Genomic DNA, 25344 nt, shown 5'->3' with positions numbered 1-25344 from the left:
GACCGTCCGCACCCGGCCCGGTCCCCGAGTCCCGTCCGGCCCTTGAGGAGTCGCCCGATGAACGATCCTGTCACCCCCCTCGGACACACCGACGACGGCGCCGGCCCCGTCGTCCGGGGGGAGCACCGAACCGACCGCGCCGCGCAGCGGTCCGCCGGCCCACCGGAACCCGTCGCCCGACTGCGGTCGCTCCGCGCGGTCTCCCTCCACACCCCGCACGCCACCGAGTCCGTGCAGTTCTACAGCGAGGTGTGGGGGCTGACCCCCGTCGAGCGCGGCGACGGGGCGGCCTGGCTGCGCGGCACCGGCCAGGAGCACCACATCCTCGAACTCCACAAGGCGGAGCGAAACGCCCTGGGGAAGATCGTCTTCTCGGTCGGGGACCGCCGGGAAGTCGACACCGCGGCCAGGCGGCTCGCCGAGCACGGGACGGCCCTGCTGGCCGGACCGGGCATGCTGGACCAGCCCGGCAGCGGCTACGGACTGCGGTTCGCCGACCCGGAAGGCCGCCTCGTCGAACTCTCCTGCGAGGTCGAGGCGGTCACCCCCGGTGACCCGGAGGGGCGCGCCGCCATCCCCCGCAAGCTTGCCCACGTGGTGCTCAACACCATCGACATCGACGCCGCCTGCGCCTTCTACACCAGCGTCCTCGGCATGCGGATATCCGACTGGTCGGAACACCAGATGGCGTTCCTGCGGTGCAACAACGACCACCACGCCATCGCCTTCAACCAGGCCGAGTGGACCTCGCTCAACCACGTGGCCTACGAGATGACCTCGATCGACCACTTCATGCGCGGCATCGGCCGCCTCAAGCACCATGACCGACTGCCGCTGTGGGGGCCGGGACGGCACGGACCGGGGAACAACACGTTCTCCTACTTCGCCGACCCGGCCGGACTGGTCTGCGAATACACCTCCGAGGTCGACCAGGTCCAGGAGGACACCTGGCTCTGCCGCACCTGGCGGCGCACCCCCGCCCTGTCCGACCTGTGGGGGACCGCAGGGCCGCCCTCCACCGACGTCCGCACCCGCATGGCGGGCATCCCCGACCCCGGACAGAACGGCGTGCCGGCATGAACGAGTTGACGGTGGCCCTCATCGGCCACGGAGCCATCGGTTCCGTCATCGCCGGCGCGCTCTACGAAGGACGGGTACCGGGCGCCCGGCTTGTGGCGATCGTCGACCCGGTCACACCACCCGCCCCACCGCTCCCGGCCGCCTCCCTCGACACCGCGCTCGACCGCGCCGAACTGGTCGTCGAATGCGCCGGACAGACCGCGCTCCGCGAAACCGGGCCCGCCGTCATCGCCGCGGGCCGACATCTGCTCGCCCTCTCCACCGGGGCGCTCGCCGACGACGCACTGCACCAACGCCTCCTGGCCGGGCCCGGACGCCTCAGCCTCTGCGCCGGGGCGGTCGGCGGCCTCGACCTGCTGGCCGCCGCCACCCTTCGCGCACCCTTCGACACCGTCACCATCCGTACCTCCAAGGCCCCCGGCTCCTTGCTGCGCCCCTGGATGACCGAGGCCGAGACGACCCGGCTGCACACCACCACCGTGCCGTACGAAGTGCTGCGCGCCCCCGCCCGAAAGGTCACCCGCGCCTTCCCCGCGACCAGCAACGTCGCGGCGTCCGTCGCCCTAGCCGTCGGTGACTGGGACCTCGTCGAAGCCGTCGTCGTCGCCGACCCCGACGCAACCTTGAGCCGCCATGAGATCGAAGCCACCGGCCCCGCCGGCAGCTACCGCTTCGAGATCGCCAACCTGCCCTCGCCGTCGAACCCCCGGACCAGCGGCATCGTGCCGTACGCCGTGCTCCGCGCGATCCGCGCGTTCACCGGAGCCTCGGGAGACGTCGTATGAACACCCCGGCCGTCAGCGGAGAACACATCATCGCCTCCGGATCCCGCATCCACGTCGACACCGCGGGCCGGCACGGCTCACCGGTACTGCTGCTCCACGGCATCGGTTCGTCCGCCGTGTCCTTCGCCGGCCAACTCGCCGAACTCGCCCGTCAGCACCGGGTCATGGCCTGGGACGCCCCCGGCTACGCCCGGTCCGACGACCCGGAACTCCCCTTCCGCATGGACGACTTCGCCGATGCCGCCGCGGCCGTGCTGACCGCCCTCGCACCCGGCCCCGCACATGTCGTGGGCGTCTCCTGGGGCGGGGTCATCGCCACCCGGCTCGCCCTGCGCCACCCCGGTCTGGTGCGTTCACTCGTCCTCGCGGACTCGACCCGCGGCTCCGGCCGCACCCCCGAGGGCGCGGCGGCGATGCGCGCACGCGTACACGAACTGACCCGGGACGGAGTCCACGAGTTCGCCCGCGCCAGAGCGCCCCGGCTGCTCTCCGACCGGGCACCCGCCTCGGCCGTCGCCGCCGTACGCGAGGTGATGGCGGCCTCCGTGCGACTGCCGGGATACGCCGAGGCCGCCGCCTCCATGGCCGACACCGATCACACCGCGGCCCTGCCCGGACTGAAGCTCCCCACGCTCGTGCTCGTCGGCGAACACGACCAGATCACCGGAGTGGAGGAGTCACGGACCGTGCAACGACTCGTTCCCGACAGCCGACTCACCGTCATCCCCGGCGCCGGCCACCTCGCCAACCAGGAGCGGCCCGACCTTTTCACCGCGCTCGTCGCCGACTTCCTCGCCGAACAGGACGGCGGGGCACCGGGCCCCGCGACCACCGAGGACGCACACCACGGCGACGGCCCCGGCCCGTCGACGAAGGAGGACCCATGGACCTCGGACTGAAGGAACGGGCCTATCTGGTCACCGGCGCGAGTTCGGGAGTCGGCCTTGCCACCGCCCGGCTGCTCCTCGCCGAGGGCTGTTGCGTCGCCGCGTGCGCCCGCGACGGCGACCGGCTCGCACAAGTCCTCGGCCCCGACGGCGACCGGCTCATCACGGTGGCCGCCGACGTCCTCGACCCGGAAGCGGTCGCCCGGCTCACCGCCGCGGCGGACCGCAGGTTCGGACGGCTGGACGGCCTCGTCAACAACGCCGGCGGCTCACTGATGGCCCCCTGGACGAGCACTTCCCGCGAACAGTGGCGCAACGAACTCGAACTGAAGGTCTTCTCCGTCCTCAACACCGTCGAAGCCGCACTGCCCCTGCTGACGGCATCCGACGCCGGGGCCGTCGTCAACGTCAACGCGATCCTCGCCCGACAGCCCGAACCCCGACTCGCGGCCACCTCCGCGGCACGCGCCGCCCTCCTCAACCTGACCCGCACCCTGGCCGCCGACCTCGGGCCGCAAGGCGTCCGGGCCAACTCCGTCTGTCTGGGCCTCATCGACACCGGACAGTGGCGGCGACGCCACGAGTCCGCTGGCGGCCCCCTCGACTACGAGCAGTGGAGCGCACAACTCGCCGCCGACCGGGGCATCCCCCTCGGTCGCCTCGGCACCGCCGAAGAGGTCGCCTTCCCCATCGCCTCCCTGCTCTCCCCGCGGTCCGCGTACATCACCGGAGCCACGGTCGACGTCGGAGGCGGGGTGGGCCGCTATGTCTGACCCACACCCTCTAGGGCCCAAGCGCCGAACACCACACCCCGACCACCGGATCGAGAACGGAGCCCCACATGTCGCACCGCAGTGAAGGGGCAGGACTGAAACCCGACGACCGTGACGGCCACGACCGCCGTCAAGACCACGGCGACGGCGGCGATCTGCTGGTGACCGTGCTGCGCGAACAGCGCGCCGAAGTGGTCTTCGGCGTGGTGAGCGTGCACAACATGCCGCTCGTCGAAGCCGTCGACCGCGAACTGCGGTTCGTCCCCGTGCGTCACGAGGCCGCAGCCGTGAATGCGGCCGACGCCCACGCCCGCGTCACGGGCGGTCTAGGCGTCGCGCTGACGAGCACCGGCACCGGCAGCGGCAACGCGGCCGGATCGCTGATCGAAGCCCAGTCCGGTGGCGCGTCCGTCCTCCACATCACCGGCCAGATCGACAGCCAGTACCTCGGCCTCGGCCGCGGTGTGATCCACGAGACCCGCGATCAGACCGGGCTCCTGCGCGCGGTCTCCCACCACACCACGACCGTACGGCCCGGAGCGGACGCCGGGGCCCTGCTCCGCTACGCCGCCGGCCGCGCCCGCACACCACCCCGCGGCCCGGTCAGCGTCGAATGGCCGATCGACCTCCAGTACGCGAGGCAGCCCCTGACAGGTCCCCTCGCCCCCGTCTCCGCACCGCCCGAAGCGGATCACGCCCAACTCGCCCACGCGGCAGAGCTGCTGGCAACGGCCCGACGCCCCCTGATCTGGGCGGGCGGCGGTGCCCGGGAAGCCGGGGGAGCACTGCGCACCCTCGCCGAACGCCTCGGCGCCCCCGTACTGTCGAGCAACGCGGGCCGGGGCGCCCTGCCCGAGGACCACCCCCTGGCGGTCGGCAACTTCGCCGCCTCACCGGCCGGCCGAGAACTGCTCACCGACTGCGATGTGCTGCTCAGCGTCGGCACCCACTTCCGCTCCAACGAGACCGCCGACTACTCCATCCCCGTCCCCGCACGGCATGTGCAGATCGACATCGACCCACGGGCGATCGGCCGGGTCTTCCCCGCCGCCGCCGGAGTGGTCGGCGCTGCGGCACCGGTACTCACCGCACTCCTCGAACTGCTGGGGGAGCACACCTGCGAGGAGGGATGGCGAGAACGCGGCGCTGCCGCCGCGGCCCGCGCCCGCGCCGCCCTGCGCACCGCGATCGGCCCCTACGCACTGATCTGCGACACCCTCCGGGACCGGTTCCCCCGGCAATCCGTGATCGCCCGCGATGTCACCATCGCCTCCAGCCAGTGGGGCAATCGGCTGTTGGAGATCCACCACCCCACCACCAATCTCTTCCCGCTCGGTGGCGGCATCGGCCAGGGCCTGGCCATGGGCATCGGCGGCGCCATCGCAAGGCCCGACGCCCCCACCCTCGTCATCGCAGGGGACGGCGGCCTCGCCGTACACCTCGGTGAACTCGGCACCCTCGCCCAAGAACGCCCCTGGCTCGTGCTCTGCGTCTTCAACGACGGCGGCTACGGCGTGCTCCGCAACATGCAGGACGTCCATTGCAGCCGGCGCAGCGGAGTGGACCTGGCGACCCCCGACTTCGCAGCGCTCGCCGCCGCGTACGGACTCCCCTTCCAACGGGTCACCACCGCCGATGACTTCCCCGGCGCGCTCGACAAGAGCCTCGCCACCCGCGGTCCCTGCGTCATCGAGATCGACGTCAATGCGATCGGCCCGACGCCCGTCCCCTTCACCCCGCCCGTCTCGATCCCGGGTTCCTGACCCCGCTGCGATCGGCCCCGACTCCCATGGACGGATCCCATGACTGACACACTCCTCGACGGACAGACCTACCTCGAAAGCCTGCGGGACGGCCGTACCGTCTACATCGACGGCGAGAAGGTCAAGGACGTCACCGAGCACCCGGCGTTCCGCAACAGCGCCCGCTCGATCTCCCGGCTCTACGACGCGCTGCACGACCCCGAACTGCGCGACACCCTCACCTTCGAGGACGACCAGGGCATCAGGACCCACCGCTTCTTCGCCCCGTCGCGCACCCCGGACGAACTGCTCAAGGCGCGGGACGCCATCGCCGCCTGGTCACGCCTCGGCTACGGCTTCATGGGGCGCACCCCCGACTACAAGGCCGCGTTCATGGCGAGCCTGTCGAGCGACCCCGACCTCTATGCGCCCTACGCCGACAACGCCCGTGCCTGGTACCGCCGCTACGCCTCGCAGGCACTCTTCCTCAACCACGTCCTGGTCAACCCGCCCGTCGACCGCAGCCGACCGGTCCACGAGGTCGGCGATGTCTATGTGCAGGTCGTGCGCGACAACGACCAGGGCATCGTGGTCAGCGGCGCGAAGATGCTGGCGACCGGCTCGGCGCTGACCCACGCCACCTTCGTCGCCCAGAACAGCGCGGTCAGCCTGGAGGCCGGCAAGGCCGAGAACTTCGCGCTCGCCTTCATCGCCCCGATGGACACCCCCGGCTGTGTGCTGATCAGCCGCAGTTCGTACGAAGCCCGTGCCGCGAGCCCGTTCGACCACCCCCTGTCGTCCCGGTTCGACGAGAACGACGCGGTCCTCATCTTCAAGGAGGCGCTGATCCCCTGGGAGAACGTGCTGATCTACCGGGACGTGGAGCGGGCCAACTCCTTCTTCCCGCGCTCCGGATTCGTCCACCGCTCCCACCTCCAGGCCGGGACCCGGTTCGCCGTCAAACTCGACCTGATGGCCGGGCTGCTCGCCCGCGCGGTCTCGTCGAACGGCACCGACGGGTTCCGCGGGGTACAGGCCGCCCTCGGTGAGGTCATCACCCTGCGCAACACGGCCTGGGCGCTGACCACGGTCATGGCGATGGACCCGGTCGAAGGACCCGGCGGGACCGTCATACCCAACATCGAGCACGCGGGCGCGCTGCGGATGTTCACCTCGCAGGCGTGGGAACGGGTACGCGAACTGTTCGAAACACACCTCGGCGGTGCACCCCTGGTCGTCCCTTCCAACCACCGCGATCTGGCCCATCCCGAACTGCGCCCGCTGATCGACCGCTTCTACCGTGGCTCCGACTCCTCCGCCGAAAGCCGCATCAAGCTCTTCAAGTTGGTCTGGGACACCATCGGAACCGAGTTTGGAGGTCGGCACGGACTGTACGAGCGGGTCTACTCCGGCAATGCGGACCAGGTCAGGATCGACGCACTCAACGCCGCCCGACGCGGTGGTCTCGCCGCCCGGCTCGACTCCCTGGTCGAAGAGTGCTTGGGCGACTATGACCTCGACGGTTGGACCCGCGGACCGTGGGTGCGGTCGTGAAGCGGCCCGGAAACGCGTCCGTGCGCACAACGCTGGGCCAGAGCCAGAGCCAGAGCCAGAGCCGTACCGCACCAGACCGTACCGCACCAGACCGTACCGCACCAGACCGTCCCGTCCCGGATCGGGCAGTGTCTTCTAACCGGCCGGAGCCGCTCGCCCAGCCCCTGGACCAGACCCTCTTCCGGCATGTCATCGGCCACTTCATGAGCGGTGTCGCGGTCATCACCACCCATGAGGGCGGCATCGACCACGGCATGACCGCCAGCGCGGTGTCTTCTCTGTCCCTCGATCCGCCGATGTTGCTGATCTGCGCCCACACCAAGGCACCCACCCATGCCGCCGTCAAACGCGCGGGAGTGTTCGCCGTCAACGTCCTCGGCGAGGACCAGGAACACCTCGCCGCCCAGTTCGCCGGTCCGCGCGCCGACAAGTTCGCCGGGGTCGACTGCGACCGGGGTGTCGGGAACGTTCCCGTGCTCTCGGCCGCCCTCGCCGCCCTGGAGTGCGAGGTGATCGAGGACGTCGTCGGCGGCACCCATCGGGTGTTCCTCGCCCGAGTCGTCGGCGCCCGGGCCAGGGACGGCGCACCCCTCGGCTACTTCCGCGGCAAGTTCGGCCGCTTCGAACTGGCGCAGGACTCGACCGCGTACGAACAGTTGCGTGAACTCGTCGTCAACCGCACCCTGCCGCTCGAAGGCACGCTCGACGTCGACGACCTCGCGGCCCGGCTGCGGACCCCGCCGTCCGCGGTCTACTACGCCATGACCCGTCTCATCGGTGAGGGGCTCGTGGGACGCGACCCCGAACGCGGCTATGTCCTCGTGCCCCTGGACACCCGGGCTTCGGACGAGGCGTTCGACGGGCGGCTGGCCATCGAACTGGGGGTGGCAGCCTCTCTTCCCGGGCCCTTGAGCCCGGCCGTGGCCGACCGTTGGCGTGAGATCGCCGCTACCGCCGAGCGGCACGTGGCGGACGGCCGGATCACCGATCTCGACGGCTATCTCACGGCGATCGAGGAGTTCCATGACTTTCTGATCGGGCTCGCCGGCAACCCCACCCTGCACCAGATCTACCGCAGGCTCAGCACCCCCGGCTTCATGGCCGCAGCCCTGAGCGGGAGCAGCACCCCCAGCGCCCATGCCATCGACGAGCACCACGAGATCATCAACGCCTTCGCCGCCGGTGACTCGACCGAGATCGCCCGGCTGCTGACGCTGCACAACCAACACACCAAGCAGGCCCAACACCAGGGCATCCACAACGCCGGCGGTCGGGTCTGACACCACATCCGAACCGAACGACCCGGTGCCCGCGGCCTGTCACGGCCGCGGGCACCGGGTCGTTTCCCTGCGGGCTCAGTAGTCGATCGGAAGACCGGTGTAGTTCTCGGCGAGTTCGGCTGCGGCATGCCCGGAGACTGCCAGCCGATCCAGCCGGGAGAGTTGCAGACGGGTCTCGAACGGGGAGTGCGCCGGATCGTGGTGCAGGGTCGTGGTCATCTCGTACGAGAACTGCTCGGCCCGCCAGACGCGGCGCAGACACGTGTCGGAGTACGCGTCGAGGAGCTCGGCCGAGTCGGAGCCGTGGGCCTGGACGAGGGCACGGGCGAGGACGGTCACGTCGGACACCGCCAGATTGAGCCCCTTGGCGCCCGTCGGCGGCACGATGTGCGCGGCGTCACCCGCCAGGAACACCCGCCCGTAACGCATCGGTTCGGTCACCGAACTGCGCATCGGCAGCACGGCCTTGCCGGAGACCGCGCCGCGCGTCAGCTGCACTCCGGCGTCGCCGCTGAGGGCGAGTCGGGCGTCGAGTTCGTCCCAGATCCGCTCGTCGGGCCAGTCCGCGGGGTCGGTGCCGTTGTCGACCTGGAGGTAGAGCCGGCTCACCGTGGGCGTGCGCATACTGGCGAGCGCGAAGCCGCGCGGGGAGTGGGCGTAGATCAGCTCGTCGTAGACCGGCGCCGCCTCGGCGAGGATGCCCAGCCAGGAGTACGGGTAGGTCCGCTCGTACGTCGTACGGATCGAGGTGGGGATCGCTTGGCGTGCCACTCCGTGGAAACCGTCGCAACCGACGACGTAGTCGCAGCTCAGGGTCTGTTCGCGACCCTCGTGAAGATAGCGGATGAGCGGTCGGTCGGTGTCCGCGTCCTCCACGGCGAGAGCCCGCGCCCCGAACAGGAGCGGTCCGGCGTCCTCGGAACGGAGGGCGATCAGATCCTTCACGACCTCGGTCTGCGCGTACACCATGACCGTTCGCCCGCCCGTGAGGGACGGGAAGTCGACCCGGTGGGAGCGCCCGTCGAACCGCAACTCGATGCCGTCGTGGACGAGGCCCTCGCGGTCCATCCGATCGCCGACGCCTGCGGACCGCAGCACGTCGACCGTGCCCTGTTCGAGGATTCCGGCGCGCTGACGATTCTCGACGTGGGCACGGTCCCGAGATTCGAGCGTCACCGTGTCGATGCCCGCGTTGTGCAGCAGCCGGGCGAGCAGTAGCCCGGCCGGGCCGCCGCCGATGATGCCGACGGTGGTGTGCATCAGACTTCCTCTCCCCTGGGGATGTTGTGTTCGCGTAGGACCTCGTCCGCCACGGCGAAGGCGGAGTTGGCGGCGGGGACACCGCAGTAGACCGCGGCCTGGAGCAGCACCGCGCCGATCTCATCGGGGGTCAGCCCGTTGCGTAGCGCGGCCCGCACGTGCATCGCGAGCTCTTCTCGATGGCCCCCCGCGACGAGTGCGGTGAGGGTGATGCAACTGCGGGTCCGTCGGTCCAGGGTTTCGTCCGACCAGATCTCGCCCCAGGCGTAGCGGGTGATGAAGTCCTGGAAGGGGGCGGTGAACGCGGTGGTGCGGGCGACGGCCCGGTCCACGTGTGCGTCGCCGAGCACCTCCCTGCGGACGGTCATTGCGTTCTGTCGTCCGCTTTGCCCCGTCCGTCGGGCCGCCTTCTGGTGGCCGAGGTGGTTGAGCAGTACGTCGAGCACGGCCCGTGGCTGCTCGACATTGGCGAGATGGGCCGCTCGGGGGAGTTCCACGAGGTGGGCGTCGGGGATAGCGTCGGCGAGTTCACGTGCGTGCGGCGGCGGGGTGGGCCCGTCGTCACGGCCCACGACGATGACGGTGGGCGCGACGATCCGGGTCAGTTCCGGCCGGAGGTCGATCGTGGCGAGGACCTCGCAGCAGGCCGCGTACCCCTGGGGGTCGACGGCCCGGTGGTCGGCGGTCAGCGTGTCGACCGCGGGATCGGCCGATGCGGCGAAGGAGGGGGTGAACCAGCGCTCCCGTGCCGCCTCGGCGAGTTGTCCCACCCCGCGGTCCCGCACCCGTTCGGCCCGCTCCAGCCAGGGGTCCGGTTCGCCGAAGCGGGCCGAGGTGGACAGCAGGGCGAGTGAGGTGATCCGGTCCGGATGGTGGGCCGCCAGCCAGGTTCCCACCGCTCCGCCGAGTGAGACGCCCGCGTAGGCGAAGGAGTCATGGCCCAGCGAGTCGGCGAGGGAGAGAACGGCTTCTCCCAGGTCGGCGAGGGTGGCGGGCAAGGGGCGGGCGGGCGAACCCCCGTGGCCGGGCAGGTCCCACCGGATCACCCGGTGGTGCCGGGCCAGCGCCGGGGCCTGTCGGTCCCAGAGGGCGAGCGAGGTGCCGAGGGAGGGACCGAGATAGAGCGGCGGGGCGTCCGGCGGCCCCTCGGCGTGATGGTGGAGTTTCATGTGCGGTCCTGACGGGGGCGGCGCGCAAGGGCGCGGTCGGTGAGGGCTGCGGCGGAGCCGAGATATCCCAACGGATCGTCGATGTCGGGCGGCAGGGCCGTCACGGCGAGCTCTGCGGGAGAGTGCGGGCGGTGGGGCCCTTGCTGCGCAGACCGGGGCGCATCGGGGCCGGATCCGGGTTCGGACGGGTCGTCGACCGAAGGCTGCGGTTCGGGCGCACGGCTGCGGGCCTCGCGGCGCAGTGCGTCCAGCAGCTCCAGGTGCTCATCGGCGGCCCGCCGTGATGCCCGGTTGAGGAGTTCCCTGGCCTCGGTCTTGCCCAGTTCGGTGACGAGTTGGGCGCTCAGCCGTTCGCTGAGTATCCGGCCGTCGGTCAGGTCCAGGTTGGCGCGCATACGGGCGGGATGGACCAGCAGGCCCGCGCAGAGTTCCTTGGTGTGGTGGGCGGCCCCGCCTGTCAGCCGTAGGGCCTCGCGCAGTGGTGCCCACTCCGCGTGCCAGGCCCCGGCGGGTCGTTCGTCCTCACCGGCCAGCGAGCCGAACAGCACGGCCGACAGCGAAGGGACCTGACGGGCGGCGGACGCGATGAGGGTGGCCCTGATCGGGTTCTGCTTGTGCGGCATGGCGGAGGAGGAGCCCCGCGTGCCCTCGGTGACTTCCGCGATCTCGGTACGGGAGAGCACCAGCACATCGGCCGCGATCTTGCCGAGCGCCCCGGCCGTGAACGCGAGGGCCCCCGCCAGGTCGGCCACCGGTGTGCGCAGGGTGTGCCAGGGCAGGGCGGGGGCTGCGAGACCGAGTTCTGCGGCGTACGCGGCGACCAGTTCGAGTCCCACATCATCGCCGGCCCCTGTGTCTCCGGCCCCTTCCACCGCGTCCCGTTCGGGCGGCCGGACCGTCCGAACATGGCAGGCGGCCAGCGTGCCGGCGGCCCCACCGAGTTGGGCGGGCAGTGAACCGCGTACGCGCGTGAGTCGGTCGTGGGCGTCCAGGACGAGTGAGCGCCAGCCCGCCGCCTTGAGCCCGAAGGTGGTGGGCACGGCGTGCTGGGTGAGCGTCCGACCCGGCATCGCCGTGGTCCGGTGGGCGCGCGCTAGCCGGGCGAGTTCGTCGGCGGTCCGCACCAGATCGGCGGCGATCGTGCCCAGCGTCCGGTGGGCGATCAGGACCAGGGCCGTGTCCAGGATGTCCTGGCTGGTGGCGCCACGATGGATGTGGTCGGCGTGTTCCGGTGCGAACTGCGCGACTGCGCGGACGAGATCGGCGACGAGCGGGATGACGGGGTTGCCGCCCTCGCGGGCCCGCAGCGCGAGGGAGCGGGCGTCGAACCGGTCGGCGCGGGCCGCGGCGGTCACCGCCGGGCCCGCGGCGGCGGGAATCCGTCCGGTGGTGCACCAGGCGCGGGTCAACGCGGCCTCGGCGTCGAGGAGGGCTTGCAGCACCGCCCGGTCGCCCGTTTCGCGCTCGGCCGTGCTGCCGGCCCGTACCGGGGCCAACAGCCCGGTGTCCAGGTCCGTTTCGTCCGGGTCAGTCGTGGTGGAAGTCAAGGAAGACCGTCTCCTTCTCCCCTTGGAGATGGATGTCGAAGCGGTGGGTTCCCTGCCGTTCCTCCTGGGCTACCAGGGTCGCCGCCCGCTCGGGAGCCAGCGCGGACAGCAACCGGTCCGATGCGGTCGGGTCGAGGTAGGCCCGGGTGTGGAGGTGGTGGGCCAGACCCCGCGCGAACACGGCTATCGCCAGATAGGGCGCGGTGGCGGGAGGGGCGAGCGTACGGATGACCCAGTGGCCGTCCGCGTCGGTCGCGACCCGCCCGAAGCCGGTGAAGCCCACCCCGTCACGACCGGGTGAGCCACCCGTCACGGGGTCACGGCGGAGAGAGCCGGGAAGGGCTTTCGGCACCCGCTGCCAGGTCTCCACCAGGGCGTCGGGCACCGGATCGCCCTTCCCGTCGCGTACGTACCCATGGACGGTGAGGGTGTCGGGGTGCCCGGCGGGTGCCGCATCTCCGCCGCCGGGGGTCGACAGCGCGTACCCGAAGAAGGGGCCTACGGTCTGGGAAGGGGTCGGACGGGGCATCAGTGCTCCTCGGGGTCCGGGAGGGTCCTGGCGGGGCCGTCGAGCACGATGTCCCAGTGGTAGCCGAGCGACCATTCGGGCACCGACAGGTCGGGGCGGTAGTCGGCGACGAGCCGGGCACGGGCGGCCGGGTCGGTGACCGACTGGAGGATCGGGTCGTACGCGAACAGCGGGTCGCCGGGGAAGTACATCTGGGTCACCAGCCGCTGGGTGAACCGGGTGCCGAAGAGCGAGAAGTGGATGTGCGCGGGGCGCCACGCGTTGATGTGGTTGCGCCAGGGGTAGGCGCCGGGCCTGACCGTGGTGAAGGAGTACCGGCCCGCGTCGTCGGTGAGGCAGCGGCCCGCGCCGGTGAAGTGGGGGTCGAGCGGGGCCGGATGGCGGTCGAGCCCGTGCGCGTACCGGCCGGAGGCGTTCGCCTGCCACACCTCGACGAGTTGCCCGCGTACCGGTCTCCCCGAGCGGTCGAGCACCCGACCGCTGACCGTGATCCGCTCGCCCAGTGGTTCACCGATGTGCTGCCGGGTCAGATCCGCGTCGAGCGCGGTGACATCGGTGACGCCGAAGACCGGCCCGGATAGTTCGGCGGCCTCCGGGTCGCCGCCCGCCGCCACCAGGGGGCGGAGCGGATGGCGCAACAGACTGCTGCGGTAGGGCGCGAAGCCCCGGTCCGGATGGTTCGGCGCCTCGCCGCCACCGGCCGGGGCGGCCCGGCTCGCCGCCCTGTGCACGGCCGCGATCTCCGCGCTGATCTGCTCCTGGTCCGGGGACGCGCCCCGGCTGTCGATGGTTGTCATGGGTTCACCTCTCCAGGACCAGTGCGATGCCCTGACCGACGCCGATGCACAGGGTGGCGACGCCCGTCCCGGAGCCTGCGGCAGCGAGTTGATGGGCCACGGCACCGGTGATCCGTGCCCCGGACGCTCCCAGCGGGTGACCGATCGCAATGGCGCCGCCGCGCGGGTTGACCACGGCCGGATCCAGCCCCGTCCACTGCCCGATGCAGGCCAGCGCCTGGGCCGCGAACGCCTCGTTCACCTCCATGATCTGCACTTCATCCACAGCGCGGCCGGCCTTGCGCAGCGCGCGTTGGACCGCCTCGACGGGGCCCGCGCCGAAGAATTGGGGTTCGATGCCCGTGACTGCGCTGGCCCGGATCCGGGCCAGCGGTTCCCGCCCGCAGGCGCGCAGTCCCTCCTCGTTGGTCAGGAGTAGGGCCGCGGCGCCGTCGTTCAGCGGGGACGAGTTCCCGGCGGTGACGGTGCCGTCATCGCGGAAGACAGGCTTCAGCCGGGCGAGGGCAGCGGCGGAAGTGTCGTCGCGGATGCACTCGTCCCGGTCCAGGTCCACCCCGTCGACCGGGACGACCTCCCCGGCGTAGAGTCCTGCCGCCCAGGCAGCGGCGGCCTTGCGGTGGCTGTCGAGCGCGAAGGCGTCCTGGGCCTCGCGCCCGACCCCGTACCGCTCGGCGACGAGTTCGGCTCCCTCACCCAGCGGAACGGTCCACTCGGTGGGCATCCGGGGGTTGACCATCCGCCAGCCGAGGGTCGTGGAGTACATCTCCTGATGGCCGGAGGGGAAGCCGCGGGCCGGCTTGGGCACCACCCAGGGGGCGCGGCTCATGGACTCCACACCTCCCGCGACGGCCACCGAGGCGTCCCCGACGGCGATCGCGCGAGCCGCCTGGACCACGGCCTCCAGGCCGGATCCACAGAGCCGGTTGACGGTGGTGCCGGGCACGCTCACGGGCAGTCCGGCGAGGAGGACAGCCATCCGGGCGACATCCCGGTTGTCCTCGCCCGCCCCGTTGGCGTTGCCGAGGAAGACGTCGTCGATGCGGGCCGGATCGAGTCCGGGCGTACGGGCAAGGAGGGAGCGGAGCACACCGGCGGCGAGATCGTCCGGCCGTACGCCGCTGAGCGCGCCGCCGTACTTGCCGATCGGTGTGCGGACGGCGTCGACGACATAGACGTCGTGGAGACGGTCGGTCATCTGAGGGGGCTCCTTGCTGGGGCGTCGATGGGCGGTGGGGCGGGTGTGCGTTCAGTGGACGGGTGCGGCGGTGCGTTCCCGCACCTCCGCGGGCGTGACCCCGGGAGCCGTCTCGACCAGGACGAGTCCGTCATCGGTGATGTCGAGGACGGCGAGGTCGGTGATGACACGGTGGACGCACGCCCGGCCGGTGAGCGGGAGGGTGCACTGCTGAACGATCTTGGGGGAGCCGTCCCGGGCGGTGTGCTCGGTCAGGGCGATCACCCGTCGGACGCCGTGCACGAGGTCCATGGCACCGCCCATTCCCTTGATCATCTTTCCTGGGACCGACCAATTGGCGAGGTCGCCAGCCGCGGAGACCTGCATCGCACCCAGGACGGCGGTGTCGATGTGACCTCCGCGGATCATGCCGAAGGAGAGCGCAGAGTCGAAGAACGCCGCCCCGGCCGCAACCGTGACGGTCTCCTTGCCCGCGTTGATCAGGTCTGCATCGATCTCGTGCTCGCTCGGATAGGGGCCGACCCCGAGAATTCCGTTCTCCGAGTGGAGCACGACGTCCACGCCGTCGGGGAGGAAGCCGGGGATGAGCGTCGGCAGTCCGATACCGAGGTTGACGTGGGAGCCGTCGGTCAACTCGGCCGCGGCGCGCGCCGCCATCTGTTCGCGTGTCCAGGGCATCAGGCTCGCACCGTCCGGTTCTCGATCTGCTTGTCCCTCGCCTGCTCGGGAGTGAGCGCGACGACCCGTTGGACGAACACCCCGGGCAGGTGGACGGCGTCCGGATCCAGCGCGCCAGGCTCCACCAATTCCTCCACCTCGGCGATGGTGATCCGTCCTGCCATGGCGGCGAGCGGATTGAAGTTGCGGGCGGCCTTCCGGAAGACCAGATTGCCCAGCCGATCCCCCCGGGCGGCTCGTACGAGCGCGAAGTCCGTGGTGATGGCGTGTTCCAGGACGTGGTCGAGGCCCGCGAAGGACCGGATCTCCTTGGCCGGGCTCAGTACCGGTTCCACGCCGTGGCGCCGGGCGAGACCGCCCTCCGCGACCTCGGTGCCCACGCCGGCCGGGGTGAAGAAGGCGGGTATGCCGCAGCCGCCGGCCCGCAGCCGTTCCGCGAGCGTGCCCTGGGGGACGAGTTCCACTTCCAGCTCGCCGGCGAGGTACTGCCGGGCGAACTCCTTGTTTCCACCGATGTACGAGCCGGTGACCCGGGCGATCCGGCCCGCGGCGAGCAGGGTGCCCAGGCCCGCGCCGTCCACCCCGCAGTTGTTGGACACCACATGGAACCCTCCCGTCCCGCGGGCGTGCAGTGCGGCGATCAGGGTGCTCGGTACACCGCTCAACCCGAAGCCGCCCACGGCCAGTGAGGCGCCGTCCCCGATGTCTCCGACCGCCTCGGCGGCGCTTGTCCGGACCTTGTCCATGGCGGAATCCTTGTCAGGTCGACTCGACCTCGCAGATGCGAGTGTTCGTCTGATGAACTACAGTTCATTTCTGCTCGGACGAGTGTGCGTTCGTCGACCACGTAATGTCAACGGCCGTACGGGACCCCGCCCGGCCGTCGCCCCACGGCCGCACCCGCACATCGCACCGGCACCCGAGCACCGACGTCAGGACGACACGAAGGGCCGATGGCCACCTTGAACCGGACCCATCAGGAGCCGGCGGCACCCGCCGAAGCGGTCGGACCGCTCATCCGCGGACTGTCCGTACTGCGCACCATCAGCGACGCCGACGGCCGCAGCACCCTCGGCGCACTCGTGCGCGCCACCGGACTGGCCCGCTCCACCGTCGATCGCATCACCGCCACCCTGGTCCGCATGGGCTACCTCCGGTTGGACGGACACACCGCCGTCCTCGCGCCCCCACTGATGGAACTGGGCAACGCCTACCTCGACGCGATCGGACTGCCCGGTCCGCTCGGACCCCTCGCCGAAGAACTCGCCCGAGAACTGGACGAGTCGGTCTCCCTGGCCGTACCGGACGGCGACGGGATCCGGTTCGTCCACCAGACGACCCGCCGGCGCGCCATGTCCCTCACCTTCCGCATCGGAGACCTGCTCCCAGCCGAACGCACCGCCCAGGGAGCGGTGTTCGCCACACACTGGGACCAGACGACCTGGGCGCACTGGCGCGCACGGTGGAACGCCGACCCCGACGGCCGGGACTTCCACCCCGTTCCCCCGGACACCGCGGGCACTGCGGCGGCCACCTTCGAGGGGCGGGCAACCGTCGCGGCACGGCAGGGCTGGGCGGTCGACGACCAACTGATCGAACCCGGCCTCATCGCCCTCGCCCTGCCCGTGCGGGGCCCGGCCGATGACGTCCTGTGCGCGGTCAGCGTCGTGAGCCACACCAGCCGGCACAGCGCGGACTCACTGCGCGACCTCGTGCTCCCCCGCGCACGCGAAGCGGTCGCCGCAATGGAGGGACGACTGCGCGCGGCCGGTCCTGCCAGACCCGAAACCGCACACGGTCTCGCCGACTGGACCGCAGCATCAAAACAGGAGTCGGGCGCGGAGTTCATCGAGTCCCTGGCCCGGGGACTGACCGTCATCACCGCCTTCGCTGCCGGCCGAGCCGAGCTCACCCTCTCCGAAGTCGCCACCGCCACGGGCCTTGCGCGTGCCACCGCGAGGCGTGCCCTCATCACTCTGGTGCACCTCGGGTACGCCGAGGCCCAGGGGCGGGCCTTCACCCTCACCCCCCGGGTGCTCGGACTGGGCTACGCCCCGCTGTCCCGCACCACGCTCGCCGAGATCGCCACACCCCATCTGGCCGCCCTCGTGGGCCGGGTGCACGACTCGGCGTCCCTGGCCGTGCTCGACGGCGAAGCGATCGAGTACACGGCCCGCGTCGCCACCGGTCGGGTCATGAGTGTCGACATCCGCATCGGTACCAGGCTGCCGGCCTACGCCACCTCCATGGGCCGCGTGCTGCTAGCAGGGCTCCCCGCGTCGGAACGCGCGGTCCGGCTGACCGCCGCAGGGGTGCGCCCGCTGACACCGCGGACCGTCACCGAACCGTCGGACCTCGTGGCGATCGTCGAACAGGCCGAACAGGACGGTCACGCGCTCGTCGACGAGGAACTGGAAGAGGGCCTCCGCTCGCTCTCCGTCCCCGTGCGGGACATCGGCGGACACGTTGTCGCAGCGGTGAACGTCGCGATGCACAGCAGCCGGCGCACGGTGGCGGAGTGCCTGGCGGACGTCCTTCCGGAACTGCGGACCGCGGCGTCCCGCATCGAGACGGACCTGCACATCGCCGGGCGGTTCACGCGGATCCCGGCGGCCTGAGCCCTCCGGTCCACGCCCCCGGTCGGGGTGCCCACCATCGGATGGTTCCTCAGCGGACCGGCGGATTGAGGTGGTTGCGGTTCGGCGGGGACGGTGGGCAGGTGGGCCGGGTGGCGCAGGGCCGCGGCCCTGCCGGGTGACCGCGCCGCCCGGCGCGTGGCCCCGGGCGGGTTCGCCTCGGGATCATCGGGCGGGAGTTCTGGTTGCCGAGGGACGGCGGAGTTGTGGTGGAGGTTTCGGTGCCGTTGGCCTTGGTGCGCAATGCGTGGGCGGTCAACCGTCCGCTCACCGGGGCAGGCGTCGTGCTGGGGGTGATCAGCCTGGCCGCCCTGGTGGGGCTGGTCGTCGACCCGAGGGAGATCACGGGGCAGGGCGCCTGGGCCAAGCCCGCCCGGTTCGCGTTCTCCTTCGCGCTCTACGCCGTCACCCTGATGTGGTTGCTGACATTCGTCCGAGGCCGCCAACGCCTCGTCCACCTCATCTCCTGGGTCACCGCGGTCGCTGTGGTCCTTGAAGTGCTCTGGGTCGTGCGGGCGGCAGCGCTCGGCACGACCAGCCACTTCAACTTCAGCGACCGCTTCACCAGCACCCTGGCGGTGACCATGTTGGTGATCATCTCCATCACCGCCCTGCTGGGCCTGGCCACCATCGTCCTGCTGCTGCTCCAGCGGGTCGAGCCACCCGTCCTGGCCTGGGCGCTGAGCCTTGGCCTCGCCCTCGCTCTGGTGGGCATGGCTGTTGCCGTCCCGATGGTCATCTCTCCCACGGGAGCACAGGAGGCAGCCGCAGACCGGGGCCTGGGGATGCCGATCATCGGCGGCCACACCGTCGGCCGCCCCGACGGCGGCCCGAGCATGCCCATCACCAACTTCAGCACTGCGGCCGGAGACCTGCGCGTTCCTCACTTCGTCGGTGTCCACGCCCTCCAGGTCCTCTGTCTGCTCGGTCTGTTTCTGACCCTCGGTCCTCGAAGCCTCGGGCCGCGCCACCGAGTGGTGTTGGTGTGGATCGTCGCATCCGCCCTGCTGGTGCTCACGGGCATCTTGACCTGGCAGGCCCGCCGCGCCCAGCCCGTCACCTCTCCGGACACCGCGACCGTGGCCGCGCTGGTCGCCCTTGCCGGGGCGGTGGCCGTAGCCACCGCCGCCGTCTTTCTGCACGCCCGCACCACACCCCCGCCCCTGTCCGAGAGTCCGGGGTGATCGGGTGGTGAGGCATCAGCTCGCCCCCTTCTCGGGGCTCCGAGCGCACAGAGCAACTCTTGTGGACCTCTCATCCCACCGATGGCCTGAGCACCGACTGGCTTGAGCCCCCACCCTTCGACTTCAGTGCCGCAACCGGGGGTTGGAAGATCGTCCCTAGCCGGACCGTTGGACGAGGTGCACCGGTTCAATGACCCCGTCTCGACCTCGAACCGGGCACCCGCACTCTTCCCGTGACGGTTCGTTCCGTACGGGGGCGACGTTTTCGGCCCTGAGCGGCCTTCCGGCTACCGGCCGGTCCTTGGCTGAAGGAGCATCTGGGCCGAAAGGTCCACCAGTTGCCGCAACACGGGTACGTAATGTGGATCGCCGCCCATGTCGTTGACGATGCGATATGCCTCATCGCGGTACCCGTTGATGTCCTGTCGATATCGACGCAGTACCGCGGGTGCGAGAAGGAGATCCGTGAGTTCGCTCCTTGCTCGAACGGACTCCTGGGCGACCGTATGCAGTGCCAGGATCTCCGCCCGTGACTCGGGCGTGGCACCTTCCATGGCACATGCCAGGAGATAGGTGACCGTGCCGTTCAGCAGATCCTCGTTGCGACCGGACAGAATGTCGTCCTGGTCGTTGAACATCTGCCAGAGAATCCCGAAGACATAGCCGAACTCGCGCCATCGCTCTATTTCGTTGCGCTCGGCGCCGGAGAGGATGGCCGCCATTGCGGTGATCATGCCGAAAGGGGCACCGGATTTGCCGCGGTAGGCCGTGATGACGGACTTTCGTGTCGCACCACCCACATCTCCACGCATATCGTCCAGTTGCCCTTCGACGGCGACGATCCAGCCGTTGGTGATCTCGGCCGTCAGCGCCCCGCGTACGGAATCCGGCACCTCCTGCGATTGGATGACCTGCACCGGGAGCATATGGCCCGTGATCAGAGAAGCGAGGAGTGCTTCGTTCTCGCCGAGGTCCTCGACCTTGGTGCCGCCGTTACCGTCGGCCAGGTCGTCGAGATAGCACGCGGACGTCCACCACAGCACATGAACGGCTGACAGCGGAATGGCCGGTCTTGGAGTGCCGGTCTCAATGGCATGAACCAGCAGCGGCAGTACGGAAAGCGGGTGTCTCAACTTCTGGTGGTGGAGCAGTTTGGTGATGGCGCTCTTGACGGCACTCGATGATGGTCCGAGTCGGTCGAGTGCGGAGTCGATCTCCGCTTCGATGCTCGGAGAGACTTGCCGATGCAACTCCAGGTAGGACAGGGAACTCACTGAGCGGCCTCCATCGTGCGGATGAATTGAGATTGCCGTACGTCATGGGTCGGAGAGTGCCCATTGTGGTGAGCGCTCTCCTACCGAGTGGTGCAATCCGAGGTGTGGCACGGAAGGGGAAGTGACCGGTGCGGGTGCGGTCCACGAAGACTGCTGCCCGGGTGACGTTACCGATTCGATCATTCGGTGTGGAACCCAGCTAGAGCGACTTTTGGACCTGGCTGATTCTCGTCTTCACGTTGGCGACGGTTTGTGCTCGACCCCGGCTGGCGCGATGCTCGGCCAACACGGAGGCGGCACCTGGCGTACGTCGTCGCGGCCGAAACTTTGTTGCCAGGGCACGCGAATACTCGGCGGGAACCCGATCTCTGCGCAGCGAGTCGTGGCGACGCTCGACAGTGACGCACAGTCATATCGGGGCCTGAGCATCAACGGCCACCATTTTCCGGCGCTCCCTGCCGAACTGGTGAAACCGCGCAGGGCGCGCCACATTGGACCCATGACATTCTGCGCCACCCAGGAATCACCCGTCACCGTACGTGTGTTCAGGCAGGGCTTCGGCAGTACTCCCCGCGGTGCCTGGTTCGCCCGACACCTCGCGCTCCACCAGTTCTGTTGCTGGGGCATTCCGCACCGCAGCGAACTGTCCGACGACGCACTCGTACTCGTGGGGGAACTGGCGGCCAACGCCGTCACCCACGGATGGGTGCCCGGGAGGGACTTCGAATTGACCCTCACCCACGTTCCCGGCGAGGTGCTGGTGATCGAAGTGTCGGACGCCCGGGCGGACAGGCACCCGCCCGGGCCCGGTGAGCTCGGTAGGCCGTCGGCCGGCTACTCCCGTGGGCGGGGGCTGCTGATCGTGAACGCGCTCGCCGATCGATGGGACGTGCTGGATCGTGCACCCCTGGGCAAGACGGTACGGGCCGAGCTGGACCTGCCCCGCTGACGCCGCGGGCCCGGCTCGGCGGACATCCAGGTCTGCACGCGACGGACCCTCAAGCCGCCGACGCGGGGGACGTTCGACGTACATAGGCGCCGGGCGTCTGGTCGAAGTACTTGCGGAAGGCGAGGATGTAGCCGTTCGTGCTGACGAATCCGACCCGCGCCGCCACCGTGCTCACCAGATGCCCCTGGGCGAGCAGGTCGAGCGAGTGGTTGAGCCGCAGGCGGGTGCGCCACTCGGAGAACGCCAGCCCGGTCTCGGCCCGAAAGGCACGGCGCAGGCTGGTCGAGTTCGTGTAGAGGCTCTCCGCCCACTCGGTGGCCGTGCGGGGATCGCTGGGCATCCGGATGAGTGCCCTGGCCACCGTGCTGGCCGCGTGACTGGTGGGCTGGGGCAGGGGAAGGCAGTCCGGATGACCGTTCGACAGGGCGGCGAAGACAGCTGAGTCATCGTGGTGCGACTCCGAGCAGCGCATCCGCCCCAACAGCATCCGGCGCTGGGTGTCCGTGACGTTGACGACCGTCGTCTCCGCGTACGGCAGGTGGTGGCGCTCGGTGGTGAACGTCTCGACGACGAACAGGGAGTCGAGGTCGAAGCGGGCGCTGTGCGGGATTCCGGCCGGTATCCACAGGGCCACGGACGGGGACAACTCGTAGTCCCGCCCCAGCGCCGTGATGACGATCCGGCCGAGCGGTACATACAGGAACTGGTGGAAGTCGTGTACGTGGGTGGGGTGCCCGCCGGCGGCGATGAAGTCGTCATCCACGGAATCCACGGAGGGCAGAGCAGCCGCCGGCGCTCCGTCCAGTGCCCCGGATCCCACCGAAAGGACGTCCGACACCGGGAGGTCGGTCGCCATGGACGGGGTCACCATGGAGGGCAAAACGGTCGAAGGTGCTGGATGAGTGGAAAACGTCCGGGACTCTTCCGTGGTCCCGGCCTCGGACAACAGGGCGCTCTTGGCCACGACAACCTCCAGGCGGCGGGGTCAATCTGACCCCTGAGTGTGAACGATCTGACTCCGGCCTTGGACTGCCCGGAATCGCAGTAAGGGTAACCTTACCTGTCGCTTGTCCAGGTAAGGAGCCCAGAGCAGACCCATGACTGACACGTCCCCGCTGGCGACGTCACCACCGCCACCGGCGAGGACCAAGTCCTCGCGCGGTACGACGGTGGCGGTGCTGAGCCTCATCACCCTGGTCGCCGTGCTGATCGGCAGCATCGGCCTCGGTGCCCGTTCCATCGCGCCCGCCGAAGTCATCAGCATCCTGCTGGACCCGGACGGCACCGGCTTCAACTCCCATGTGCTGTGGACGGAGCGCATACCGCGCAGCTTCCTCGGCCTCGCCGTGGGAGCAGCTCTCGGCGGCTCCGGGCTCATCATGCAGGCCCTGACCATGAATCCGCTCTCCGACCCCGGCATCCTCGGTATCGAGCAGGGGGCGGCCATGTTCGTCGTCCTCGGCATCGTCCTCTTCGGCCTCTCCGGCGTGACCGCCTACTTCTGGCTGGCACTGATCGGCGCCGGCTTCACCGCCGCGCTCGTCTATCTGATCGGCATCCGAACCAACGCCGGCAGTTCCACCGTCGGACTCGTCCTCGCGGGAGTCGCCGTCGCGGCCGTGATGTCCTCGCTCATCACCCTGCTCGTGGCGCGCGATGAGGCCGTCTACGCCCACTTGCGTTTCTGGTCCGTGGGTCAACTCACCGGCAGAGGCTCGATCATGGGCGAGATCGCCCCCTTCGCCATCGTCGGACTGCTCCTCGCCCTACCGCTCGGGCGCACCCTCAACATTCTCAGTCTCGGTGATGAGACCGCCCGGGGGCTCGGCATTCGCGTCGAACGGTCCCGGCTCGCCGCAGCCGCCATCGCCGTACTGCTGTGCGCCACCGCCACAGCCGCCGTCGGGCCCGTCGCCTTCGTCGGTCTGGTCGCCGCCCACTGCGCTCGGATGCTGGTGGGGGCCGACCACCGATGGTCGCTCCCCGTCTCCATGGCCCTGGGTGCGATCCTGCTCACCGCCGCCGACACCGCCGGACGACTCGTACTCGATAACGGAGAGGTCCAAGTCGCGGTCATGACCGCCGCGGTCGGAACCCCGTTCTTCGTGTGGCTCGCCCGCCGCGGGGACCTGGTGCGGATGTGATGACGATCCTCGACACCCGGACCGTCCCGGACAAGACGACGACCCGTGCCGCCATCAAGGACCGGCTGCGCAGTGCACACCGCGCCAAGACCCGCCGCACTGCGCTCACCGTCACCACCCTGGCCGCGGTGCTGGTGGGGCTGCTGGTCGCCTCCGTGCTCCTCGGCGGCGTGGGCAGGGTCGACCCCTCTGACGTACTGCCAGCGGCCTTCGGTCTGCGCACCGGACTCGCGGACTACATGATCTTCCAGATCAGGGTTCCGCGCGCCCTCGCCGCCCTGCTCTCCGGTGCCCTCTTCGGTCTCTCCGGCGCGATCTACCAGAGGCTGATCCGCAACCCCCTCGCCACCCCCGACATCATCGGCATCTCCGCGGGCGCCGGGGCGGGCGCCACCACCGTCTTCCTCTTCGCACCCGCCCTCGCCTTCGGTGCTCCGGTGGCCGCGATCCTCGGATCGTTCGTCCTGCTCGCGATCATCCACGCACTGAGCCTGCGCAGGGGAGGCGTCGACACCTATCGACTGGTACTCATCGGCATCGGCATGAGTGCGATCTGCATTGCGTACACCAACTACCTGCTCACGGTCGCCGACAAACACAGCCTCGCCGTCGCCATGCGCTGGCTCATCGGCAGCGTCAGCGCCGCCGACTGGGACGGTGTCACCGTGCTCGCCGTCGGAACGGTGGCCTGCGGGATCTGTGCCGTGCTGCTCAACCGCTCGCTCGGCAGCATGTCCCTGGGCGATGAACTCGCCACCGGACTCGGTACGTCCGTCCCCCGGACGCGTCTCGCGGCACTGCTGCTAGGTGCTGCCGCCGCAGCTCTCGCAACCAGCATCGTCGGTCCGATCGGCTTCGTCTCGCTGATCAGCGGCCCGATCGCGGTACGCCTGGTGGGCGCCGATCGCGCCGTGGGGCTCTCCGCCCTCATCGGTGCGGCCATCGTCCTCGGCGCCGATGTCCTCGCCCAGAACGCACCACTGATCAGCCCGGTACCGACCGGGGCCCTCACCGCGCTCCTGGGCGCGCCCTACTTCGTCTGGCTGATCCTTCGGCGCAGGCCGGAGGCCACGCTATGACCGACCAACTCGAAGCCCGGCAGATCAGCACCGGCTACGGCAAGTCCCTCATCAGCAAGGACCTGTCCGTCGCCATCGAAGCGGGGAAGATCACCGCGCTGGTCGGCCCCAACGCCTGCGGCAAGTCCACCCTGCTGAAGTCCATGGCACGCCTGCTGCCGATCGCCGCCGGTTCGGTGTTGCTCGAAGGCTCCGATATCCACTCGATGCCCACGCGCGAGGTCGCACGTCGGCTGGGCATCCTGCCCCAGTCACCGATCGCTCCAGAGAGCATCACGGTGGGTGACCTGGTCTGGCGAGGGCGCCATCCACATCGGCAGTTCGGCCAGCGCCGCACCGACGCCGATGAGGTCCTCATCGTGGACGCCCTGATGGCCACGGGTACGGCCGAACTCGTCGACCGTCCCGTCGACCAGCTCTCCGGCGGACAGCGCCAGCGGGTGTGGATCGCCCTCGCCCTCGCCCAGGACACCCCGACCCTGCTCCTCGACGAGCCGACCACCTATCTCGACATCGCCCACCAGATCGAGGTGATGGACCTGCTCGCCGATCTCAACGAACAGACCGGCAAGACCATCGTCCTCGTCTCGCACGACCTCAACCAGGCCGCGCTGTACGCCTCTTCGATCATCGCCATGCGCGACGGCTCCATCGTCCGCCAGGGCACCCCCGACGAAGTCCTCACCGAACAGACCGTCGCCGACGTGTTCGGACTGCAGTGCATCGTCGTCCCCCACCCACGCACCGCCCGGCCCCAGATCTTTCCCCTGGGCCGGCGCGACCTCACCCAGGAGAAGTAGGA

Annotated in this window: 23 protein-coding genes; 13 read left to right on the top strand and 10 right to left on the bottom strand. The window is 70.2% G+C overall.

The window, feature by feature from the left end:
• Positions 1–57: 57 nt before the first annotated feature.
• From OID54_RS01640 to OID54_RS01610, 7 genes are all read left to right on the top strand, one after another.
• Entirely contained in the window at positions 58–1080 is a 1023-nt protein-coding gene (locus OID54_RS01640; protein WP_329012770.1) for a VOC family protein, read from the top strand.
• Positions 1077–1865, top strand: a complete 789-nt coding sequence (locus OID54_RS01635; RefSeq protein WP_329012766.1) for an aspartate dehydrogenase domain-containing protein — start codon at positions 1077–1079, stop codon at positions 1863–1865. The genes OID54_RS01640 and OID54_RS01635 overlap by 4 nt, the downstream gene beginning before the upstream one ends.
• On the top strand, positions 1862–2764 hold the full coding sequence (locus tag OID54_RS01630; protein ID WP_329012763.1) for an alpha/beta fold hydrolase: 903 nt from the start codon (positions 1862–1864) through the stop codon (positions 2762–2764). Before OID54_RS01635 ends, OID54_RS01630 begins: the two co-directional genes overlap by 4 nt.
• On the top strand, positions 2749–3525 hold the full coding sequence (locus tag OID54_RS01625; RefSeq protein ID WP_329012761.1) for an SDR family oxidoreductase: 777 nt from the start codon (positions 2749–2751) through the stop codon (positions 3523–3525). The genes OID54_RS01630 and OID54_RS01625 overlap by 16 nt, the downstream gene beginning before the upstream one ends.
• 68 nt (positions 3526–3593) lie before the next feature.
• Positions 3594–5288, top strand: a complete 1695-nt coding sequence (locus tag OID54_RS01620) for a thiamine pyrophosphate-binding protein (RefSeq protein WP_329012759.1) — start codon at positions 3594–3596, stop codon at positions 5286–5288.
• A gap of 39 nt (positions 5289–5327) precedes the next feature.
• Positions 5328–6821, top strand: coding sequence for a 4-hydroxyphenylacetate 3-hydroxylase family protein (locus OID54_RS01615; RefSeq protein ID WP_329012755.1), 1494 nt, complete (start codon positions 5328–5330; stop codon positions 6819–6821).
• A gap of 128 nt (positions 6822–6949) precedes the next feature.
• On the top strand, positions 6950–8101 hold the full coding sequence (locus OID54_RS01610) for a flavin reductase (RefSeq protein ID WP_329012752.1): 1152 nt from the start codon (positions 6950–6952) through the stop codon (positions 8099–8101).
• A 75-nt stretch (positions 8102–8176) separates the two neighbouring features.
• Here OID54_RS01610 and OID54_RS01605 read toward each other — a convergent pair whose 3' ends face one another.
• From OID54_RS01605 to OID54_RS01570, 8 genes are read right to left on the bottom strand one after another with little or no spacing between them, the layout of a single operon-like run.
• Positions 8177–9361 carry a 4-hydroxybenzoate 3-monooxygenase gene (locus OID54_RS01605; protein ID WP_329012749.1) on the bottom strand — a complete coding sequence of 395 codons (1185 nt, stop codon included), beginning with the start codon at positions 9359–9361 and terminating at the stop codon, positions 8177–8179.
• Positions 9361–10530 (bottom strand): bifunctional 3-oxoadipate enol-lactonase/4-carboxymuconolactone decarboxylase PcaDC, encoded by a 1170-nt coding sequence (gene pcaDC / locus OID54_RS01600; protein WP_329012746.1) that lies wholly within the window; start codon positions 10528–10530, stop codon positions 9361–9363. Before pcaDC ends, OID54_RS01605 begins: the two co-directional genes overlap by 1 nt.
• Positions 10527–12077, bottom strand: coding sequence for a 3-carboxy-cis,cis-muconate cycloisomerase (pcaB, locus tag OID54_RS01595; RefSeq protein ID WP_329012743.1), 1551 nt, complete (start codon positions 12075–12077; stop codon positions 10527–10529). Before pcaB ends, pcaDC begins: the two co-directional genes overlap by 4 nt.
• Positions 12058–12606 carry a protocatechuate 3,4-dioxygenase subunit alpha gene (gene pcaG / locus OID54_RS01590; RefSeq protein ID WP_329012741.1) on the bottom strand — a complete coding sequence of 183 codons (549 nt, stop codon included), beginning with the start codon at positions 12604–12606 and terminating at the stop codon, positions 12058–12060. Before pcaG ends, pcaB begins: the two co-directional genes overlap by 20 nt.
• Positions 12606–13403 (bottom strand): protocatechuate 3,4-dioxygenase subunit beta, encoded by a 798-nt coding sequence (pcaH, locus tag OID54_RS01585; RefSeq protein ID WP_329012738.1) that lies wholly within the window; start codon positions 13401–13403, stop codon positions 12606–12608. Before pcaH ends, pcaG begins: the two co-directional genes overlap by 1 nt.
• A 4-nt stretch (positions 13404–13407) precedes the next feature.
• Complete coding sequence (locus OID54_RS01580) at positions 13408–14598, bottom strand: thiolase family protein (RefSeq protein WP_329012735.1); 1191 nt, start codon at positions 14596–14598, stop codon at positions 13408–13410.
• 51 nt (positions 14599–14649) lie between these two features.
• Positions 14650–15276 carry a CoA transferase subunit B gene (locus OID54_RS01575; protein WP_329012732.1) on the bottom strand — a complete coding sequence of 209 codons (627 nt, stop codon included), beginning with the start codon at positions 15274–15276 and terminating at the stop codon, positions 14650–14652.
• The gene (locus tag OID54_RS01570) at positions 15276–16022 is read right to left on the bottom strand and encodes a CoA transferase subunit A (RefSeq protein ID WP_329012729.1); all 747 of its coding nucleotides are present in this window, start codon (positions 16020–16022) and stop codon (positions 15276–15278) included. Before OID54_RS01570 ends, OID54_RS01575 begins: the two co-directional genes overlap by 1 nt.
• A gap of 207 nt (positions 16023–16229) precedes the next feature.
• Between OID54_RS01570 and OID54_RS01565 the strand changes: the two genes are divergently transcribed.
• Positions 16230–17894 (top strand): IclR family transcriptional regulator domain-containing protein, encoded by a 1665-nt coding sequence (locus OID54_RS01565; RefSeq protein ID WP_329012726.1) that lies wholly within the window; start codon positions 16230–16232, stop codon positions 17892–17894.
• A gap of 239 nt (positions 17895–18133) precedes the next feature.
• Positions 18134–19096 carry a hypothetical protein gene (locus OID54_RS01560; protein ID WP_329012723.1) on the top strand — a complete coding sequence of 321 codons (963 nt, stop codon included), beginning with the start codon at positions 18134–18136 and terminating at the stop codon, positions 19094–19096.
• A gap of 287 nt (positions 19097–19383) precedes the next feature.
• Here OID54_RS01560 and OID54_RS01555 read toward each other — a convergent pair whose 3' ends face one another.
• Entirely contained in the window at positions 19384–20370 is a 987-nt protein-coding gene (locus OID54_RS01555; RefSeq protein WP_329012720.1) for a polyprenyl synthetase family protein, read from the bottom strand.
• A gap of 499 nt (positions 20371–20869) precedes the next feature.
• Here OID54_RS01555 and OID54_RS01550 point away from each other — a divergent pair, with 499 nt between their 5' ends.
• Positions 20870–21319, top strand: coding sequence for an ATP-binding protein (locus OID54_RS01550; protein WP_329012718.1), 450 nt, complete (start codon positions 20870–20872; stop codon positions 21317–21319).
• Positions 21320–21368: 49 nt separating this feature from the next.
• Here OID54_RS01550 and OID54_RS01545 read toward each other — a convergent pair whose 3' ends face one another.
• A complete protein-coding gene (locus OID54_RS01545; RefSeq protein ID WP_329012715.1) occupies positions 21369–22175 on the bottom strand; it encodes a helix-turn-helix transcriptional regulator in 807 nt (268 codons plus the stop codon).
• A 241-nt stretch (positions 22176–22416) separates the two neighbouring features.
• On the opposite strand from OID54_RS01545, the gene OID54_RS01540 reads away from it, so the two are divergent.
• Genes OID54_RS01540 through OID54_RS01530 form a run of 3 tightly spaced genes read left to right on the top strand, consistent with a single transcriptional unit; the run spans position 22417 to position 25342 of the window.
• Positions 22417–23463, top strand: a complete 1047-nt coding sequence (locus OID54_RS01540) for a FecCD family ABC transporter permease (RefSeq protein WP_329012712.1) — start codon at positions 22417–22419, stop codon at positions 23461–23463.
• Complete coding sequence (locus tag OID54_RS01535) at positions 23463–24542, top strand: FecCD family ABC transporter permease (protein WP_329012709.1); 1080 nt, start codon at positions 23463–23465, stop codon at positions 24540–24542. The genes OID54_RS01540 and OID54_RS01535 overlap by 1 nt, the downstream gene beginning before the upstream one ends.
• On the top strand, positions 24539–25342 hold the full coding sequence (locus OID54_RS01530; RefSeq protein ID WP_329012706.1) for an ABC transporter ATP-binding protein: 804 nt from the start codon (positions 24539–24541) through the stop codon (positions 25340–25342). The genes OID54_RS01535 and OID54_RS01530 overlap by 4 nt, the downstream gene beginning before the upstream one ends.
• The last annotated feature ends 2 nt before the right edge of the window (positions 25343–25344 follow it).

Origin of the sequence: Streptomyces sp. NBC_00690, from assembly GCF_036226685.1 — a bacterium.
In the GTDB taxonomy this organism is placed as follows: domain Bacteria; phylum Actinomycetota; class Actinomycetes; order Streptomycetales; family Streptomycetaceae; genus Streptomyces.
This window is presented reverse-complemented; position numbering and strand designations above follow the sequence as displayed.

Coding starts and splice junctions, on each gene's coding strand:
- OID54_RS01640 (WP_329012770.1), top strand. CDS start 58: ATGAACGATCCTGTCACCCCCCTCGGACACACCGACGACGGCGCCGGC.
- OID54_RS01635 (WP_329012766.1), top strand. CDS start 1,077: ATGAACGAGTTGACGGTGGCCCTCATCGGCCACGGAGCCATCGGTTCC.
- OID54_RS01630 (WP_329012763.1), top strand. CDS start 1,862: ATGAACACCCCGGCCGTCAGCGGAGAACACATCATCGCCTCCGGATCC.
- OID54_RS01625 (WP_329012761.1), top strand. CDS start 2,749: ATGGACCTCGGACTGAAGGAACGGGCCTATCTGGTCACCGGCGCGAGT.
- OID54_RS01620 (WP_329012759.1), top strand. CDS start 3,594: ATGTCGCACCGCAGTGAAGGGGCAGGACTGAAACCCGACGACCGTGAC.
- OID54_RS01615 (WP_329012755.1), top strand. CDS start 5,328: ATGACTGACACACTCCTCGACGGACAGACCTACCTCGAAAGCCTGCGG.
- OID54_RS01605 (WP_329012749.1), bottom strand. CDS start 9,361: ATGCACACCACCGTCGGCATCATCGGCGGCGGCCCGGCCGGGCTACTG.
- pcaDC (WP_329012746.1), bottom strand. CDS start 10,530: ATGAAACTCCACCATCACGCCGAGGGGCCGCCGGACGCCCCGCCGCTC.
- pcaG (WP_329012741.1), bottom strand. CDS start 12,606: ATGCCCCGTCCGACCCCTTCCCAGACCGTAGGCCCCTTCTTCGGGTAC.
- pcaH (WP_329012738.1), bottom strand. CDS start 13,403: ATGACAACCATCGACAGCCGGGGCGCGTCCCCGGACCAGGAGCAGATC.
- OID54_RS01580 (WP_329012735.1), bottom strand. CDS start 14,598: ATGACCGACCGTCTCCACGACGTCTATGTCGTCGACGCCGTCCGCACA.
- OID54_RS01575 (WP_329012732.1), bottom strand. CDS start 15,276: ATGCCCTGGACACGCGAACAGATGGCGGCGCGCGCCGCGGCCGAGTTG.
- OID54_RS01570 (WP_329012729.1), bottom strand. CDS start 16,022: ATGGACAAGGTCCGGACAAGCGCCGCCGAGGCGGTCGGAGACATCGGG.
- OID54_RS01565 (WP_329012726.1), top strand. CDS start 16,230: ATGGCCACCTTGAACCGGACCCATCAGGAGCCGGCGGCACCCGCCGAA.
- OID54_RS01550 (WP_329012718.1), top strand. CDS start 20,870: ATGACATTCTGCGCCACCCAGGAATCACCCGTCACCGTACGTGTGTTC.
- OID54_RS01545 (WP_329012715.1), bottom strand. CDS start 22,175: ATGGCGACCGACCTCCCGGTGTCGGACGTCCTTTCGGTGGGATCCGGG.
- OID54_RS01540 (WP_329012712.1), top strand. CDS start 22,417: ATGACTGACACGTCCCCGCTGGCGACGTCACCACCGCCACCGGCGAGG.
- OID54_RS01535 (WP_329012709.1), top strand. CDS start 23,463: ATGACGATCCTCGACACCCGGACCGTCCCGGACAAGACGACGACCCGT.
- OID54_RS01530 (WP_329012706.1), top strand. CDS start 24,539: ATGACCGACCAACTCGAAGCCCGGCAGATCAGCACCGGCTACGGCAAG.